Raw genomic sequence first — 17,190 nt, forward strand, 5'->3', positions numbered from 1 at the left:
CGCCCGCCGGAGGCGGATCGGTACAGCTACGCAAATCGGGGCACCCCGTACGAACGGGTTCATGCCATCGCTCATCAACGAGTGGGACAAATTTTCCGCTGAAGAAATGCCACTAAGTTGAGACAGATCGCGGTGGCCATACCCTGAGACCCGAGATGAACCCGCAGGTCGTCGCATCTCGAAATGCCGTCGGCCTGAAGACCCTACAGTATCGGTGGTCTCCCTCAGGGGGGCCGCGCGCGCCCCTCATCGGTCGGCGGAAGGGCGCGCGCGACCGAATCTAAGTATCCCGCTCAAGGAGAGTGTCCTCGAGCCTGGTGGGACAGCGTGTAGGAGATGGCCGTTCGATGCCAAGGTGCGAGCTCCTGCAGCAGGCCACCGGCCACAGTCCGCTCGCCCTGTGCCGAGCCGTGTTCTTCAGTCACCGGTTCCGTATCCGTCGCCGAACCGGGACACCAATCTTTTGCTCCTCGTCGAAGATTGTGGGGAGTGGGGGAGTCGCCGCATCATAGCTGTTCAAGAGGGTGAAATGTCTGTCGATGCGCCCGGTAGTGGGGGCGAGATGGGGAACAAGGCTGGGTTGAAAGACCCTCAGCAGGGGTGATACCGACTTCGGTGGTGGTCGGTCCTCCGGCGTGCAGGCTCTACAGTGTTCCTCCACCCAGGCCGGACTGTCACGCGCACCGCAAGCGACGTCGTGCGGAGGCTCTCGGATGACTCGGACGGAAATCTCGCATCCGCGCTTATCCCGACCCGCCTGCCCGCTGACCTGCTGATCGGCCCGAACCCCGACACCGGATAACCCTGCGTCACTCGGTCAGAAGGTGTCGGTGAGATCGATGCTCCGATCGAATCGCGCCTACGGCACGCCGACCAAAACGGGAATGTCAACAAAAGCGACGGCTTATAGAGGAGAGCAAGCTCGAGACTAGCCGGAAGCGATCCAGTCCGGCGCAGGCTGCCGCCTGGCGTTTGCCGCGGCAATCAAAGACCGGCGCGCACGGCAATGACGACGGCGAGCCGTTGGCGCGGCGTGGCTACTGTTGCGCGAAGAGTGCCTCGATGAGCGCGGCCGCGGATGCGGTCTTCGCCGCGGTTTTCGTGGTCGCATCGGCGGTGGCGGTGTGGCCGGCGAGGTGCACGGTGGCGGTGAAGCGGGGTGCGTGCGCGGGACCGTCGGTGCGGATCTCCCACTCGGGCGGGGGCTGATTGTTGTTCTGGGCGAGGCTCATCAGCCAGGCGATGGGGTTGGACAGGGCCTTGGACTTCTTCGCCCCGTCCAGGTTCAGTACGGTCAGCGTGGTCGTATCGTGCGGTGGCGAGGGGACGGCCGGACCGGGATCTGCGGACGCGGGCGTGGCAGCGGGCTGCGGGTTCTGCGGTGCTGCAGGCCATTCGGGTTCCGGGTCGGGGTGGTCGGTGCCGGTCAGTTGCGCGCGCAGTCCGGCCCAGAGGGCGGCCTGTTCGGCCGGCTTTTTCGCAGCCGCGATGGTCCAGGGTCCGCGGACGCCGAGGTGGGTGGCGCGGGCGGCGAACAGCGGGTGGTGGTCGGCGCCGTTGCGCCGGGTCTCGAGGTCGGTGGGCGGTTGGTCGGGGTGGGTTTGCCGCCACACCGACGCCACGCTGGGGCTCATCTCCGGGTGGGTGTCGGCGAGGGTGTCCAGGACGCGGAGTTGGAGGGGAAGCCAGGTGGGGTCGGCGGCGTCGATCAGGACTGCGACGTCCGGGGCGGTCATCAGGTCGTCGTCGACGCGGCGGGCGAGCTCGGAGGCGAGTTCGGCCCGAGGCGGCGCGGCGGCTGCGGATTTGAGGACCTTGTGGAAGGTGCGGGCATCGAGGGCGGTGAGATCGCGTGCGGCCTCTTGGGCGACGATGCGTTGGTCGGCGTGTTTGAAGTGATTCTTCTTCGCCTCTCGGGCGGCGCGGGTGCGCCGGTTCAGGTCGGCGCCGAGGGCGGTGAGTTGCTCGCCGGTGTAGGGGGCGGGGGTGTGGTCGAGGTGGGCGAAGATGATCCGTTGGTTGATCAGGTCGGCCACTCGTCGCAGTGGTGAGGTGACATGGGTGTAGGCGCTCAACCGTAATCCGCTAAGGCCGTGCACGGTTCGGTCGTAGGTCGCGGCCCGCAGTGTCGACAGCAGCCGTCCCCGTAGTTTCGCGAACAGGTCCGGGTCCCCGGCCGCGGCGGCGATCTCGTGCATCAGGTCGTCGGTGCTGCCGGCGACCGGGTTGGTGCGGTGGTTGCGGAACAGCGATCCAGGTACGCTTCGCCGGCCCTCCGTGGATGGGGAAAATGTGAGTCGATGACCTCGCCCGGGTAGCTCGGCGGCACTGGCATGGGTAGCGGGTGAGAGCGCAGGCTTTGCACGTGTGCGTTGCGGTCGACCTCGAGCCTATCCGTGGTGCCGGTGAGCCTGTGGAACAGCATGGTGGCGGAGGGCCAATCTTCATCCGCGGGAACCGTGGAATGTTGCCGTCGAGCACGAGTAAGAGAGTTCTGTTTTCATCCCGCCCTCCCCGCAGCACACACCCACACAAGCGAATGCGTATCGGGCCCAGCCCGGGAACGGAGGTCGGTGATGGACGTGGTGCACCCGCGGTGCGCGGGAGTCGACATTTCGAAGAAGGACGCGAAGGTGTGCGTGCGGATCCAGGGCCGCGGCAGCCGACGCACCTCGGCGACGGTGACGACGTGGGGCGCGATGACCAACCAGATCCTCGCCCTGCGCGAGCACTTGGTCGAGCAGCAGGTGACGTGCGTGGTGATGGAAGCAACCGGCAACTATTGGAAACCGTATTTCTATCTCCTCGAGGACTCTCTCGATGTGATGCTTGTCAACGCCCACGACGCCCGGAACATGCCGGGCCGCAAGAGCGATGTGTCCGATGCCGCCTGGCTGGCCGACCTCGGCGCCCACGGGTTGCTACGTGGGTCATTGGTGCCGCCGCCCCCGATTCGCCGTCTGCGTGATCTGACCCGGGCCCGCACCGCACTGACCCGTGACCGCGCCCGGCAGGTGCAACGAATCGAGAAGGTTCTCGAGGAACCGGGATCAAACTGTCTTCGGTCGCTACCGACATCATGGGGGTCTCCGGTCGAGCGATGCTCGACGCCCTCATCGACGGCCGTGACGATCCCGCCGTCATCGCGGAGCTGGCCAAGGGACGGATGCGGTCGAAGATCCCGGTATTGGCCGAGGCCCTGACCGGACGGTTCACGCCCCACCACGCGTTCTTGATCAGCATGCACCTGACGCTGATCGACCAGTACGGGCAGGCCCTCGGTGAGCTCGATACCAGGATTGCCGAGGCGATAGAACCCTTTCGTGCGGCCCGGGACCTGCTGACGAGCATCCCGGGTTTCTCGACGACCATCGCAGAGGTGGTCCTCGCCGAAACCGGCGGGGACATGGGGGTGTTCCCCACCGCCGGGCACCTCGCCTCGTGGGCGGCACCGCCCCCGGTTCGCACGAATCGGCCGGTCGGGTCAAGTCGACGAACACAAGACCGGGAAACCGAGACCTCGAAGGTGCCCTCGGGACCGCGGCGCTGTCGGTGTCCCGCTCGAAGGACACCTACTTCTCGGCCAAGTACAAGCGAATCGCGTCCCGTCGGGGTCCGATGAAGGCGCTCGTCGCCGTGCAGCATGCGATGCTCGTCGCCGCCTGGAACATGCTCACCAACGGCGACCTCTACCGTGACCCCGGCGCCGACTATTTCACCCGCCGCATCCCCGCCAAAACCAAGGCCCGGGCCATCGACCAGCTCGAGGCACTCGGCTACCGCGTCACCCTCACACCAGTCCCCGACACCGCATAACCACACAGCCGCCGGACCACGACATCCCACCCGGACATCGGCGGGTCACCCCACCCGTCCGCACCCGTAGTCCTCACCTAATTTTCGTAAGAGGATCGGCAACCCCCGCTCAATGCACCAGAGGGCGACGGCCTCGTTGGTGGCGATCATCAGCTCCTGCACGATGACGTAGGCGACGGTCCGCAGTTCGGCGGCGATCGCCACGATTGCCCCGTCCTCGCTGCTCGCCCAGCCGCGGGTGAGGTCATAGAACGCGAGGGCACCGCCGTCACGGCGGGCAGTCAGCAGGACCTGCGCGGCAGCATCCGCCGCAGCCAGCTGGGGGTGCAGCGGATGCGCCGGGTCGGTCAGGATGCCGGGCACCTCGGCGTGATCGACCGTCACACACCGCCCCGCCGGGATCTCGCCGCGGCCGACGGTGACATCGACCAACCGCCCGTCGGTCGTGAGGGTGCCGGTGACCCGCACACCGCGAACGCACGGCGCTCCGTTCGTCTCCTCGTAGGACTCGAACGCATACGATCCGTGGATGCAGAGACTTCCCGCTGACGTGCGCCGTGGACAGCTCATCGATGCCGCGCTGGCCATCACCGCGCAACACGGTGTCGCCGCGCTGACCGTCCGTGGTGTGGCCGAGGCGGCCGGGGTGTCGCTCGGGGTGGTGCACTACCACTTCGAGGACAAGGAGGAGTTGCTCACCGAGATGGGGCAGAGCCTCATCCTCGACGTCAGCGAGGCGATGCGCGCGGCGTTCAGCCAACTCCTCGGGCCCCTGACGCTGCGCGGTGTTCCCGCTCTGCGGGAGCTCCTGGGCTCTGGAATTCGCGGACTGTGGCCGATCATCGAGGCGACCCCCGATCAGCAGTTGCTGACCTACGAGATCACCGCGCAAGCCTTGCGGCAACGCGGCGCCGGCAACGACTCGGCGGGGGCGATCGCCGCCCGCCAGTACCGCACCATGGACACCGAGGCGGTCGCGTTCCTCGGCCTGTGTGCACACCGCGCCGGTGTCACCTGGGGCACCCCGGTCGATCAGGTCGCGCGCTTCGCCCTGGCCGTGCTCGACGGTGTGGTGCTGCGCTGGCTCGTCGACCGGGATAGCGACGCCGCGCTCACCGCACTCGACGACCTGGTCCAGATCATCGCCGCGAAGGCACTCGAGGATGGCTCGTGGTAGTCATCATCTCGGGTATACGCGCGAAAGCGTTGCTGCACAGGGTGGTGATATACCCGCCGCCGGTCGGTTAGCAGCCACTCTCGCACTGCGCTGGAGGAACTAGGATCGCACTGCCCGGTTCCCGTGAGCCAGTCCCTCGAGTACCTGACCGGGTCCGCCGGGCCATCGATGTCATGAAGTTCCGCCCGGTCACCTGATGCCGACACCGGCGAGGGGCAGATCCGCCGCTACCGTTAACCGATGTGGGTAACACCGTGAATGGGGCAACCGAGGTCGTGGCGTTCATGGAGACTCTGATCGGCCGCCCCGGGTCACCGGCTACGAGGTCGGGCGGGAGAAGATCCGCGAATATGCCCGGGCCGTGCAGGATCCGCATCCCGCGCATTACCGCGAAGACACTGCCCACCAGCTCGGATACGACGGGCTGATCGCACCGGTCACGTTCGTCAGCATCCTCGGATCGTTCGCGATCGAGGAGCTGTTCGTGCGGGTCCTGGTCGGCTACGACCTGAGCCAGATGATGCACACCGATCAGCAACTGATTCTGCACCGGCCGGTGCAGGTCGGGGACCGGCTGGACTGCGACGTCTGCATGGAGTCGTTCCGGCAGATGGGCGGCACCGACATCATCGTCACCAAGAACCTGATCACCGACCAGCACGAGGATCCGGTGGCCACCACCCGCACCACACTCATCGCCCGCAGCGGCGGTGTGGCCGACCCGGAACTGGCCCGGGCGGTCGCCGCGGTGATGATGCACAACGCACCCACACCCCCGGCTCAGTAGTGGCCACAGGGGCCGATCACGTCCGCCTCGGGTGATTACCAAACCCAGCACGCGCGTTTCAGCTCGGTTCGGCTCGTGCGCGTCAGTGGTGGAAATCGGTCCTTCGAGCCTTCCGCGCGTAGGCGTTGTCGTCACGGTGTTGTTCGGGACGGCTTCTGCGCTGCTGTTCGGCGCTGCGCCCCGGACTTTGCTGTTGTTCGGCGTTTCGGCGATGCCTTCGGGGCGGCCGGTACCGGTGCCGTTTCCGGTGTAGGTGCCAGCGTTGTGGTTTCGGAAGCCGCCCCAGCCGATGTGGCGGCGGTCGGCGCATCGGCACCCGATGTCGTGTCGCTGGTACCGGGTTTCTCGTGCCGCGATGTGCCGGGTTGGAGCTGGTCGAGGACCAGCGCGGTCCCGCCGACCGCGGCCACGATCGGCCACTGCACCACACCGGTCGCCGCGACCGCACCCATCGTCAACACGGCCGCCGGTGTCGAATGACTGCCTCGTCGTGCTCCCTCCGTGGCTCCGGTGGCCGCGCCTTTGATGCTGCCGACCAGGCCGCCGACCGCGGCTCCGCCGATGGCGCCGAGGTTGGCCGTCGCGGCCTCACCCGCTCCGGCTGCCACCCGTGCCGCACCGCTCACCAGCTTCATGACCGTCTCACCACACTCCCCATAGCCCGAAGATCGGCGCACCCGATCCTGACCGGGAGTACCCCCACCGCCCCGGCCCTGAACAGGACAGCGATCATGGATTTGCGGCCACACCTGCGGTGCGAGCCTGGATGTGCACCTTCGCGAGCCGGCAGCCTTCAGGGCCGTGTTCGTTGCTACCGCAGGGTGCGTCGGGCACGGTCGAAGATCATGCGCATGCGGAGGTGGCCCGAGAACCCGGCACCGGCCTGCGGCGGCATCGAAGTACACGGCCAACGTCTCCTGGCCACCGGGAACCAGCTGACGCTTCATCTGACCCGAGTCGTCGCCTACGACACCGGCCTCGCCGTGCACCTGGCGTTGACCGCCGCCGACCCGGCCCGGCGGGCCCGCCACCAGCCCCGTCCGTTGACCGACCCGCAAGACCTGTCCGCACGGTGGTCCTATCTCGACGTGTGGCTCGGCACCGCCGATCACCTCGTTGTCGCCGACCCCTACCGTCCTCGCCCGGATGTGCACGCAGCGGCCGCCGGAAGGTGCACCTACTACACCGGACCCCAGTACTGGATCCCCACCGACACTGACGTCTCTGTCCGGGCGATCACCCTCACCGCCGAATGGCGCGAGATCGGGCTGGAGCCCACCCTCGCCACCATTGCCCTCGACCGCCCCGTCCATCCACGACGCACCCCGTCGCGATTCTGATCAGGTTTGTCCACCGCGCGAGAGCGAATCGCTCGCCGACGCGAGCGCGGCGGGAAACCGGAACGCCAGCCGATCCACCACGGCTGTGCACCTCGTACAGCTGGGTGCGCAGCTTCTGTGCGTCGGCCCGCCGCCGTTGTCCCGCGCCACGATCTACGGTGTCCGCTGCCCGTGCCTGCGCCTCGGCGGTGTCGATGCGGCCGCTCAGGGTGTCGATCTCGGCGAGCAGCACACCGAGAAACATCGTTGCCTGGGCAATATCGGGATCGTCATGGTCGATCGGTGTCATCCGGGGTTCTCTCTACGCACAACAACCCGTGGCCGGGTACGGCCCACGGCGGCGAAGGCCACGCCCCGCAGCGGTCCGGCGCGCATATCGTCGCCTCACGGCCCCTGGTTCAACCCCGCACCGTGGTCGCAGGCCCCACGCCGAGGGTGCGGCCGTTGCCCCTCGCTGGATGTTCTCTGGTGGGCCCGTGGGAAGGGGTTTCCGACCCCGCCCGGGGGGAGAACAATCTCTGTCATGGACGTCACCGAACGACAGCACATCGACGCCGTTCGCACCCGCCTGTACCAGCGGTACCCCGACCTCGACCCCTCCACGGTCGACGGCATGATTTATGCCGCTCACCACCGGTTCGACGGATGCCGGATCCGGGACTTCGTCCCGCTATTGGTCGAACGCGCCGCTATCCGCGCCCTCGACAACACCCCACCAACCGCACGAAGAGAATTCCGGAACGCGGTGACCGCTCCCGCCCTCTGAGGTGTCCTGGTCGAATTCCGCGAGTGCTATTACGAGTCGCGCGAACAGCTTGCTAAATGACGATTACGCCCATTATTCGAAAACCGCTCTTTCGATGGCACTGCACCCATACCGGCGGCGGGCGGTGTCGGGATGCCGGCTGCCCATCGCTCGGGCGGCGAACCGCTGCCCAGTAGCGTGCTCGACTCCCACCTGGTGAGTCGAGCCACCGCCGTTCCAGGGCCATATACGGTCGATCAGCCGATTCCGATACCGCCTCCGAACGTGATACTCAACCACTTCAGGAACGCCTCGAAGGCGACGGCAAAGTCAACACCTGCAGAACCCATTGAACTTTCACTCCTCTTGTCTTTTGTCATCGACGGGCACCGATCCCGCTTACTCCTATATCGGTCGTGGGCGCCTCCGATGTTTCACGAAATGCGAAATAATTTCTGTCCTCAAACTGAACGAAAGCCCAATTCAATTGGACGCGTGATCAAATAAAATTGGACAACTGATCAGAACCACTGAAGAAAATTCGCGGACTTTTTCGCGCAACAGAGTGAGCCCCCGTGGCGATACACGACGGGGGCCGGGGACCGATGGCCTGATCGCCGACCGCGGTGGACTGCAACGTTGAATCCGGCGTCCGGCAGGCCCGGTCGGGGTGCCGCCGCACCGATTCCCCGGCGGAGGGGTGGTCAGCTCTCTGTGGTCCGCGGAGCAGGCATGTCGGTGGGGTGGATGCGCTGCGCTCGGGCGTTTTGGTGCTCGACGATCGCGTTCTGCCACTGCAGATCGGAGCATCCACCGTGGGGTGGTGCGCAGGGATCGGGCACCCCGAGGTGGGCGCCGATCTGCGCCCACGACGCGCCCTGTTTCAGGGCGGCGACCACCGCTTGTGCGAGGAGTTCCTCGCTCAACTCGCCGGGCGTAGGAAGAGTGTCGCGATCGTCATCGCGGTGCTGTTGCTGCGCCCGGTCCTGTCGGTGGCGGTGTGCGGGCTGATCCATCCGGGTGACTGTAGCGAACCGCGGCGAAGCAACTTATCGACCGGAGCAGGTGGAACCGTGATTCCGGCGCGGAAGCCGACTCCCGTCGCAACCGGCTCGGGAACACCGGTGGCCGCCAGGACGATCGACGGCCGGTCCGGTGTCGCCGTCACGGCAGTTCCCGGTGCGGGCACCTGGAATGTCCCGTGAGCAAAGCGGCTTACTGTCGGCGGACATGAAAACATTCACGTCCGCCCCCCGGGCAGGTTTCGTGGCCGCCTATGGGCAGGAACCAATGTCCCTTGACAGGCGTGCACGTCCGCGGCTGCGCGGTGAACAGCCGGTATCGATGAGACTCGTCCGGCTCAGGGTGAGCACGTCCTTGCAGCGGCGAAAACGCGCCGCGCCCGGAGATCGCGATTGTCAGCCGGTCGGCGAGGTCGGAGTCGGGAACCGAGTCGATGAACGACTCCATGTCGCGATACCCGTCGTGGGATCCGGCGCAGTGCACGTACAACCAGCGGTCGGTGTCGTCCGCATCGTCATCGAACGCCTTGTCGGCGATCATCGCCGGCGGGCATGTTCGAAGGTGTCATCCGCCTCGGCGCCCCACAGCCTTAAACATACAACCAATCGGGTGTGCGTTCTGTTGGTGTCAGAAACAGAGGAGGACCCGGCCGATGCCCTGTTCCATGCGCTGTCCGACCGAACCAGGCGCGACATCATGCGTCGCGTGCTGGCCGGTGAGCATTCCGTCTCGGCACTGGCAGCGAAGTACGACATGAGTTTGGCCGCGGTACAGAAGCACGTCGCCGTCCTCCAGAAGTCTGGTTTACTCGTCAAACGACGCAGCGGCCGTGAACAACTCGCCACCGGCGATGTGGACGCAGTGCGGGCGGTGTCGTCCATGCTCACCGAGCTGGAACAGCTCTGGCGTGGGCGGATCGCGCGCATCGACGAACTGATCGCAACGTAACTCCAACGGAAGGAATGACCGATGCCTGTCACCAATGTCAGCCACGACATCGATGCATTGACCCTGACCATCACCGCCGAGTTCGCCGCGCCCCGAGCACGGATCTGGCAGATCTATGCCGATCCGCGCCAGCTCGAGAAGATCTGGGGTCCACCGACGTACCCGGCGACGGTGGTCGACCATGAGTTCGCCCCCGGCGGGCGGGTCACCTACTACATGACCGGGCCCGAGGGCGACAAGCATGCCGGTAACTGGAACATCATCTCCGTCGACGAGCCGACCGGATTCAGCTTCACCGACGGATTCGCCGATGCGGATTTCACCCCGATCGAATCGATGCCAGTGTCCACCAACGAGTTCTCATTCCAGGACAAGGACGGCAGCACCATCGCCACCTACGTCAGCACCTACGCAACCGCCGAAGGTCTCCAGCAGGTGCTCGACATGGGCGTGGTCGAGGGCGCCTCGCAGGCGATCGGCCAGATCGACGACCTCATCAAGGGTTGAACCTGCCCGCTCACCGCACAGGTCGATCTCGCCGCCTTGCCCTCCACGTGCGAGGCGGCGAGCCGGCACGAAGGACGCCACTCTGAGTGAGGCTTGTCGTCGTACGGCCATTGCCGACGCCGCTCTGAACGCTCACCGGCACCGTCCCGGAAGGGACGTTCACCGGCCTCGGCGTCCGGTGAAGGAATCCCGAATCGAGGCGACGAACCGGGCGCTGCTTGATCTTTGGATAGTTCTGCGCTCATTCGAACGTTCCTGAGATGGCCGGATTTGAGACACCGTCCGGAATCGAGTGTCGCTGGGTAGGCCTGCACGAGCCCGACGGCTGCTCGGCAGGTGTCCAGGCGCCGAATCGACTGGTCTTCTCGTCTTCAGCGGTCAGGAGTGTTGTGCGCCAACACCTGTCGACATCGAGCAGTCTTCGTCACGAAGACGAAGAAGAGTTGGCGGAGAGATGCCGGTCGAGGGTTGCTGGTCGAGGGTTGCTCGTCCGATCTTCGGAACATGTGGCCGGTACGTAAGCGGAGAACTGTGCGGCTCGACGCCGACCTCGGGCGCCTGGACCGCACCATCGCTCAGGCGATCATCGGCGCCGTCAAACCGGATTCTGGCCGCCCGCGGCGTCGTGGTGGCATCTCGCACCACCTGCGGACTACTCACCCCGCCGCCGGTGGTGGCCCTGGCGTTGACACGACACTCGGCGACCTCGGGGTAACTGCCCGGTGTCACGTTTCGTTTGCTCTTCACATCCTCGGACTACCGTCCCGTCACGAACGTGCCGGGAATCCCCGGCGCTACGCACAGAAGGAGGCAACCGTGTCCCGTCGGATGTACAACGCCACCATCGAACTCGCCGAACGGTTCGACGCCCTCGCCGAGGCCGACCTCGACCACCGTCTCGATCAGCTCTCCGGGTTTCATCCCGCGATCGGCTGGGGTGAGCGGGGGATCGCGATCACCATCAGCCTCATGGCGGACGGTCCCGACGAGGTCCGTGAGGTGGTGCGCACGCTGATCGCGCAGCGGGCGAACCCGAACCAGGTCGACATCGTGAACTCCACGGTGATGACCATCGAGGAGTTCGACCGAGCGAACGGCATCGATCCGGTGCTGTCCCCGCCCGTAGACTGACCCCGGAGTCGACGAAACCCTGCCCACAGGTGGGGGTAGGGTTTCGGTCAGGGCAGGTGGGCCAGCGGATCCCACGTCCGCTGTGAGGTGCCGAGCCCCGTCAACAGCACGACAGCGGGTGCTTGCTCTCTCCCGTTGTCACGGACAGAGAGCACCGCCCCGCCCCGCGCGACCTGACGGTGGGTCCACTGCGAACGGCTCACCTCGACACCTCCCAGCCGCATCGGGTAGGGCTTGCCTACGGTGGCGGCCGAGGGGAGTCCGGGTTGTGTGTCGACACTACCGAGGACAGGGTTCTTCGACGTCGACTTCCGGCACCGGTTTTCGACAACCCATGGTGGTGCGGAACGGTGCCGGAGGTGATCCACCCGGGCGATCGCCTCGGTCAGGGGGTGGGACTCTGTCCGGCCGTTGATCCGGTGACTTCCCCGGTCCTGTCCGGACGTCCGGAGGAGAATCGGTGTCATGAGCACACCCGACGACATCCTGCCGCCATCGGACGGTGTCATCGACCGCGTGGCCCCCGCACTGCGCGCCGCTCTGGTCCGGGCCGAAACTCGACTGACCGAACGATGCGCCACGAAGACTGCGGCCGCCGAGCGACACGCGGCGGCCATCAAGGCCGTGAACCTCGCCCATGCAAACCTGTGCGGCTTCCTCGCGGCCGACACGGCGCATCCCGACGGTCCCACCTCGCAGATCGACTACTACCGCTACGCGTACGCCTTGATCGACCGGATCGCCGAGGCCCGCAAGGCCGGTATCGACGTCAGGCTCGGCGAGATCGAGATCCGGGACTGACGATCGCCCGTCCGACGAGCTCGATGCGGCGTGGCGGTTAACCCACAGAGTGACGGAGGTGGTGATCGGCATGATCCATCACGAGATCCGGGAGTGGGTCGCCGAGCTGATGCGGCTCGACCTCGCGACGGCCAGTCCCGCCGAATTGGCCAAGCTGGACGACGTGACCCTGATCGCCGAGGCGCAGTACGTCCGGCAGCTGCTGAGCCTGCCCGAGTACACGCCACATGTGGGCTGAACAGTGTGAAACATCAGCGTCCCGACCTGCGACAAGGCAGTTAGGGCGGGGTCGTTTCACTTAAGGCGAGGTGAGCACTGTGTCGGCGGGAATCGATTTCAATCTGGCATTCATGGCGTCCTACATTGGCTTCATGTGATGTTCGGCCTGAACGTCGGCATCTGAAGCCGCTGCGAACCAGTCGGCCCCCGCGCATGGCTGCCTCCGATCACCCTGCGCGGGGTCGGCTTTGCGTTACCCGACGTGCCATCGACTGTCGGTGCCACCGGCGGTGCTCACCGGCGGTGCTCACCGGCGGTGCTCACCGGGGTGGCGGGTCCGGGAAGACGGGCATGTCGGTGTTCAGTACCGCGTCGAGCCAGACCAGTGCCTCGACCAGGGTGCGGGCCCGCAGCACCGGTTCCGGTTCCTTTTCGGCGGCGGCGAGTTGGGTCCGGGCCGCGGCGCGGTCGCCGGCGAGCAGGGCGAGCACCGACCGCTGCACCCGGCCGTCGCGGGTGGGCAGGTCGCCGATGCCGAGGGTGCGGCCGGCGGTGGTGTGCATCTCGAGGAGATAGGATTCGTCGTCGTCCCGGGTGCCGAGGCGGGCGACGACCACGTCCGCGAGCGCGGTGACGAGCCAGCTCAGGACGCCGCCGTAGAGTCCCCGCCGCGCCGGGTCCGTCGAGTGGACCAGCGGGGACAGTTCCGCCGATAGCGCCGCGATGTCTCGATCGCCGAGCAGGGTGAGCAGGTGTCCGGCGAGGCGGGCCTCCGGTTGCGCGCGGCCGCTGACGTCCGAATCCATGAACGTCGGTTACCCCGACCGAGCGGGCGGCACACCGGACAACTCCTGCCGACACGTGTCTCCGTCCTCCTGTGGTGGACTGTCGACCACTGTGTCGAATCGCTGTCGAAAACCCCATCGGTGGGTATTCTCGACAGATTTGTTCGGCTACGTCCGTGTCTGCGACCCAGGCCAGGACCTGGATCCCCAGATCGATGCCCTGCGCTGTGCCGGCGTCGCCGCCGAGAACATCCGCCTCGACCACGCCGCCGGGTCGCGGGCGGATCGACCGCAGCTCGACCGGGTGCTCGGTCAGCTGGGCGAGGGCGATGTTCTGGTGATCACTCGACCGGCTGGCCCGCACGGTGCGGCACCTGATCACCCTCGGCGTAGCGGCGCGGCATCGGGCTGATGCACGAACAGGGCATCGACATCGCCACCGACGAAGGCCGGGTGATGTTCTCGATGATCTCGGTCCTCGCCTGGTGGTCACCCACACCCGGGAAGGGGTGACCGCCGCCCGTGCCCGGGGCCGCACGGGCGGGCGGCCACCGAAACTCGGTCCGGACCAGATCCGGCTCGCCCGACGTCTGCACGAGGACGGGCACCACACGGTCGCGCAGATCGCGGCCCTGCTGAATGTGCCCCGGACCACCATCTACGGATACCTGACCAAGAAATCGGCCTCCACCGCGGAACACTCGACCCGCCAGGAGGTCCCGCCCGCTGTCGTGGAACGGTCGTCACGGGCCTGCCCGACCTGCGGGCACGAACCGGTCTCCCGCGCCGTGGCCGCCCACCAACGCGCCGATCTCGCCGTCACGTGGCTGCACCCGGACCCGTGCCGTCCCCGGAACGCTTGTCACCCGACACCATTGCCGCCACTGCGAACCCGGTCACCCGGCGTTCGACATCGCGTGCTCGGTCTGCGGCGACGGCCCGATCCTGACCGGCGCTCCGGCCGAAGCCGCCGGATGGCACACCCCGCGGCAGTGCTCTCCGATATCCGCCCGCGGACTGGGATACCCCGTGTAGCGGGTGGGCATCGGGTGTGGATGACAGGACTGCAGGCCGGGGCGCACACTACGAGATATGCGGAGCGTGTTCGCTCACCAGGCCGTGCTGGCCATGACACCGGATGCCGATCCCGGCGCCCCCGGCGCCGCGATCACCTCCGCATTGTGCACGCACTGGGGCCGGGAGCGGCCCCGCTCGCTTGCACCGCACCACACCCACGCCGACCGGGTCGGGGACGAGGTCCGTCTCCGGATCGTGTTCGCCGTCGACACGTCCCGAGAGAGCGCGGTCCGAGCCCGGATAGAGCTGGCGCTGGCCGCCGGTCACACGTGCGGGCCGGACGGCACGATCACCCGGTGGCAGTTGCGCAGATGCGGCCCCACCGCACCCACCGCGGCGGAAATCGCGCAGACGAGCGGTCCGTTCCCCGGCGTGGCGTGAGCAGTTGCGCAGGTGCACCGTTCGTCCTGGAAGTGGCGAGTCTGACGCACCTGTACCCCGTCGGCGAGACCCGGAAGGCATTGTGGCCGCGGAACCAGCGCCACGGCCTGACCGTCGACGATGACCAGCTCACACCGGCACTGACCATGCCTGACCGACCATCCACCCGACGGGACACACGTCGGTGCCGATCTCCGCCGTGCCCTGCTCGAGCAGTACATTCCGGCGCAGCTGATCGAGCTCGCCGCGGCGATCGCGAGAGAGAACCACCGGGGACGGCTCAACCAGTCACTGGGCATCCGCCCGTTCGGGTTCTCGGAGGGCGCAGTCTGCGCCGGTCCGAGCACTGAGCCACGGCATTCGAGACAGAGCCCTCCCGGCGGTGACTCGCGGCGGTGACTCCCCGGGAAATGGCCGCCGCAGGTCGCACGCGAACGGACCGACCCGTGGCACCAGTTGGACAGGCGACCGAGTGGCTCCGGCGCCGCGTCCTCCGGTATACCTCTCCGAAACGGGGAGGTCGGTTTGGTACCGGAAACGGGCGTAACCGATACCCCGGCTCACATGAACAACAACGACGATGACGACATCGGTTTCCTGGCGTGCGGATCTGTTCCCGGCTCCACCGGTCGGGACCGACACGAAAGGGGACCGCAGTGCCGCCCGCAGCAACCACACCGACACCGACCCCCGAGGTCACCGGTCCGGCGGAGGATTGGCGGGAGCTAGCCGCGTGCCGCGGGATCGCCTCGTCGGTGTTCTTCTGTCCGGACGGCGAACGCGGTCATGCCCGGGCCCGGCGCGAAGCGGAGGCCCGGCTGATCTGCCGGGACTGCCCGGTGCTCGCCCAGTGCCGCGACCACGCCCTGACTGCGGGCGAACCCTACGGAATCTGGGGTGGGATGACCGAAACCGACCGCAGACGGCACGCCCGCGCACATCGTCGCGGCGGGCACCGACCACCCCTGCCCGCGCCGTCGGCCGTCCCTGCCGCCGCGGATGACCGGGGCGGCACCCGGATCGGGTGACATACCCGGACGTCATCGGGTGCCGCACCCGCCGCCATGCCCGACAGCCGCCACGGGACATCGCTCGCATCCGCGCCGCCGCGCCACCACCACGGCAGCGAACCGCGGAGTCACCGCGCATAGTCTCCAACGACGACACCGACATCCACCCGGCTCACCTGGGTTCTCGGACGGTGCGGTCGGCCGGCGGCGAGGCCGGATCCGCGGCCGCCCCGGTGCGCTCGTGGTCGGGTGGGCAGGTCTCGGTGGTGCGGTCGGCGACGGTGTTCAGGACGTCGGCGAGGGTGCCGGTGCGCAGCGCTCGCCTCTGGTCGACGGCGCCGTTGCCGTGGGCCAGGACCTGCGCCACCGCGGCTCGGGCGCACGCGTAGTCGCCGCTGTCCTCGAGCGCGGGCCGGGTGTGGGTGAGCAGCCGGGCCAGGAGGCAGGGTGCGGGAATCGGGTGCCCCGAGGTGGGGTCGAGTCCGTGTCCGGTGAGGCCGTCGTGGGCGGCGCGCCAGCAGGCCGCCCGCAGCAGGTCGTCGTCGACCTGGTGGGCGGGTAGCCCGCGGTCGAGCGCGGACAGGGCGGTGGTGACCAGCGCCCGGACCAGGACGGCGAGCAGCACGGTGTCGTCCACGGTGGCCGGGACGTCGCTGATGCGGATTTCGAGGGTGGGCAGATGATCGGACAGTCGGACGTCCCAGTAGACCATCGCGGTGTCGAGGAGGGTTCCGCGGTCGAGCATCGCCTCGACCAGGGTGTCGTAGTGTCGCGCCGACCGGAAGTACGGTGGCGGGCCGGCGCTGGGCCACCGGGACCACAGGATGTGCCGCCAGCTGGCGTACCCGGTGTCGGTGCCCTCGGTGATCGGTGAGTTCGCGGTCAGCGCCAGCAGTGCGGGCAGCCACGGGCGCAGGTGATTGCTGACCTGGGTGGCGGTGTCCCGGTCGGGGACGCCGACGTGGACGTGGCAGCCGCAGATCACCTGCTCGGCCAGGGCGCCGAAACCGTCGGACATGCGCCGATACCGGGGTGTGTCGGTGATCGCCCGGGGCAGTGGCCCGAGCGGGGGGACACCGGTGGCGAGCAGCCTCGTTCCGGACCGGGTGGCCGCGGCGGCGGCGAGTGTGCGGGCCCGGCGCAGTTCCCGGCGCAGGTCGGGTATTCGGGTGCAGACGGGGGTGGCCGTTTCGATCTGGCACCGGGAGAGTTCGAGTTGCAGGTCGATGCCGAGTGCGGTTCCCGCGGCCGCCACCGCGGTGTTGGACAGCAGTGGTACCCCGGTGTGGGAGTCGACCAGGATGAACTCCTCCTCGACCCCGATCGTGGGCGCAATCCCGGACGGGTTGCGCGGGATGAGTGCCGCGGGAGGTGTCGGGAGAACCGGTACCGTCGTCGGCTGCGTGGGAGAAGGGCCGTGCGGCGTGGCCACCATGAGGTCAA

Annotated in this window: 17 protein-coding genes and 5 pseudogenes; 14 read left to right on the top strand and 8 right to left on the bottom strand. The window is 67.5% G+C overall.

What is annotated here, in order from left to right:
* Positions 1 to 1,037: 1,037 nt before the first annotated feature.
* Positions 1,038 to 2,249, bottom strand: a pseudogene (locus GO592_RS38820) (RNB domain-containing ribonuclease); the annotation flags it as partial.
* A gap of 327 nt (positions 2,250 to 2,576) precedes the next feature.
* Here GO592_RS38820 and GO592_RS38825 point away from each other — a divergent pair.
* Positions 2,577 to 3,816 (top strand): annotated as a pseudogene (locus GO592_RS38825) (IS110 family transposase).
* 84 nt (positions 3,817 to 3,900) lie between these two features.
* Here GO592_RS38825 and GO592_RS38830 read toward each other — a convergent pair.
* Positions 3,901 to 4,284 (bottom strand): annotated as a pseudogene (locus GO592_RS38830) (RNB domain-containing ribonuclease); the annotation flags it as partial.
* A 61-nt stretch (positions 4,285 to 4,345) separates the two neighbouring features.
* Between GO592_RS38830 and GO592_RS38835 the strand changes: the two are divergent.
* Complete coding sequence (locus tag GO592_RS38835; RefSeq protein WP_039951184.1) at positions 4,346 to 4,993, top strand: TetR/AcrR family transcriptional regulator; 648 nt, start codon at positions 4,346 to 4,348, stop codon at positions 4,991 to 4,993.
* A gap of 319 nt (positions 4,994 to 5,312) precedes the next feature.
* Positions 5,313 to 5,780, top strand: a pseudogene (hadA, locus tag GO592_RS38840) ((3R)-hydroxyacyl-ACP dehydratase subunit HadA); the annotation flags it as partial.
* 131 nt (positions 5,781 to 5,911) lie between these two features.
* Here the strand turns inward: hadA and GO592_RS45260 are convergent.
* On the bottom strand, positions 5,912 to 6,415 hold the full coding sequence (locus GO592_RS45260; protein ID WP_007297234.1) for a hypothetical protein: 504 nt from the start codon (positions 6,413 to 6,415) through the stop codon (positions 5,912 to 5,914).
* Positions 6,416 to 6,631: 216 nt separating this feature from the next.
* On the opposite strand from GO592_RS45260, the gene GO592_RS38850 reads away from it, so the two are divergent.
* Positions 6,632 to 7,120 carry a serine/threonine protein kinase gene (locus tag GO592_RS38850; RefSeq protein WP_236581599.1) on the top strand — a complete coding sequence of 163 codons (489 nt, stop codon included), beginning with the start codon at positions 6,632 to 6,634 and terminating at the stop codon, positions 7,118 to 7,120.
* A 523-nt stretch (positions 7,121 to 7,643) separates the two neighbouring features.
* Positions 7,644 to 7,886: a three-helix bundle dimerization domain-containing protein gene (locus GO592_RS38855; protein ID WP_007297232.1), complete on the top strand. Its 243-nt coding sequence runs from the start codon at positions 7,644 to 7,646 to the stop codon at positions 7,884 to 7,886.
* A gap of 683 nt (positions 7,887 to 8,569) precedes the next feature.
* On the opposite strand, the gene GO592_RS38860 is transcribed toward GO592_RS38855, so the two are convergent.
* Positions 8,570 to 8,881, bottom strand: coding sequence for a hypothetical protein (locus GO592_RS38860; protein ID WP_236581598.1), 312 nt, complete (start codon positions 8,879 to 8,881; stop codon positions 8,570 to 8,572).
* A gap of 631 nt (positions 8,882 to 9,512) precedes the next feature.
* Between GO592_RS38860 and GO592_RS38865 the strand changes: the two genes are divergently transcribed.
* The 3 genes from GO592_RS38865 to GO592_RS38875 all read left to right on the top strand — a co-directional run bounded on the left by GO592_RS38865 (position 9,513) and on the right by GO592_RS38875 (position 11,474).
* A complete protein-coding gene (locus tag GO592_RS38865) occupies positions 9,513 to 9,836 on the top strand; it encodes an ArsR/SmtB family transcription factor (protein ID WP_039951192.1) in 324 nt (107 codons plus the stop codon).
* A 21-nt stretch (positions 9,837 to 9,857) separates the two neighbouring features.
* Positions 9,858 to 10,343 (top strand): SRPBCC family protein, encoded by a 486-nt coding sequence (locus GO592_RS38870; RefSeq protein ID WP_007297229.1) that lies wholly within the window; start codon positions 9,858 to 9,860, stop codon positions 10,341 to 10,343.
* 816 nt (positions 10,344 to 11,159) lie between these two features.
* Positions 11,160 to 11,474, top strand: coding sequence for a hypothetical protein (locus tag GO592_RS38875; protein ID WP_157234218.1), 315 nt, complete (start codon positions 11,160 to 11,162; stop codon positions 11,472 to 11,474).
* 47 nt (positions 11,475 to 11,521) lie between these two features.
* Here GO592_RS38875 and GO592_RS38880 read toward each other — a convergent pair whose 3' ends face one another.
* Positions 11,522 to 11,941, bottom strand: coding sequence for a hypothetical protein (locus GO592_RS38880; protein WP_007297227.1), 420 nt, complete (start codon positions 11,939 to 11,941; stop codon positions 11,522 to 11,524).
* On the opposite strand from GO592_RS38880, the gene GO592_RS38885 reads away from it, so the two are divergent.
* Entirely contained in the window at positions 11,940 to 12,275 is a 336-nt protein-coding gene (locus tag GO592_RS38885) for a hypothetical protein (protein WP_007297226.1), read from the top strand. The two genes, GO592_RS38880 and GO592_RS38885, sit on opposite strands and share 2 nt — an antisense overlap.
* A 70-nt stretch (positions 12,276 to 12,345) precedes the next feature.
* Positions 12,346 to 12,513: a hypothetical protein gene (locus GO592_RS38890; RefSeq protein WP_167332371.1), complete on the top strand. Its 168-nt coding sequence runs from the start codon at positions 12,346 to 12,348 to the stop codon at positions 12,511 to 12,513.
* Positions 12,514 to 12,814: 301 nt separating this feature from the next.
* On the opposite strand, the gene GO592_RS38895 is transcribed toward GO592_RS38890, so the two are convergent.
* Positions 12,815 to 13,300 (bottom strand): hypothetical protein, encoded by a 486-nt coding sequence (locus GO592_RS38895; protein WP_007297224.1) that lies wholly within the window; start codon positions 13,298 to 13,300, stop codon positions 12,815 to 12,817.
* A gap of 139 nt (positions 13,301 to 13,439) precedes the next feature.
* Between GO592_RS38895 and GO592_RS45265 the strand changes: the two genes are divergently transcribed.
* From GO592_RS45265 to GO592_RS38905, 3 genes and pseudogenes are all read left to right on the top strand, one after another.
* Entirely contained in the window at positions 13,440 to 13,691 is a 252-nt protein-coding gene (locus tag GO592_RS45265) for a recombinase family protein (RefSeq protein WP_050998607.1), read from the top strand.
* A gap of 97 nt (positions 13,692 to 13,788) precedes the next feature.
* Positions 13,789 to 13,896 (top strand): annotated as a pseudogene (locus tag GO592_RS45270) (recombinase family protein); the annotation flags it as partial.
* 475 nt (positions 13,897 to 14,371) lie between these two features.
* The gene (locus tag GO592_RS38905; protein ID WP_236581596.1) at positions 14,372 to 14,737 is read left to right on the top strand and encodes a hypothetical protein; all 366 of its coding nucleotides are present in this window, start codon (positions 14,372 to 14,374) and stop codon (positions 14,735 to 14,737) included.
* Positions 14,738 to 14,866: 129 nt separating this feature from the next.
* On the opposite strand, the gene GO592_RS38910 is transcribed toward GO592_RS38905, so the two are convergent.
* Complete coding sequence (locus GO592_RS38910) at positions 14,867 to 15,007, bottom strand: hypothetical protein (RefSeq protein WP_162130647.1); 141 nt, start codon at positions 15,005 to 15,007, stop codon at positions 14,867 to 14,869.
* A gap of 386 nt (positions 15,008 to 15,393) precedes the next feature.
* On the opposite strand from GO592_RS38910, the gene GO592_RS38915 reads away from it, so the two are divergent.
* Positions 15,394 to 15,765, top strand: a complete 372-nt coding sequence (locus GO592_RS38915) for a WhiB family transcriptional regulator (protein WP_007297222.1) — start codon at positions 15,394 to 15,396, stop codon at positions 15,763 to 15,765.
* Between the two features lie 154 nt (positions 15,766 to 15,919).
* Here the strand turns inward: GO592_RS38915 and GO592_RS38920 are convergent, their stop codons facing one another.
* The gene (locus GO592_RS38920) at positions 15,920 to 17,182 is read right to left on the bottom strand and encodes a carboxylate-amine ligase (RefSeq protein WP_007297221.1); all 1,263 of its coding nucleotides are present in this window, start codon (positions 17,180 to 17,182) and stop codon (positions 15,920 to 15,922) included.
* Positions 17,183 to 17,190: the final 8 nt, after the last annotated feature.

Source organism: Rhodococcus sp. 21391 (genome assembly GCF_016772255.1).
Lineage (GTDB): Bacteria > Actinomycetota > Actinomycetes > Mycobacteriales > Mycobacteriaceae > Rhodococcus_F > Rhodococcus_F opacus.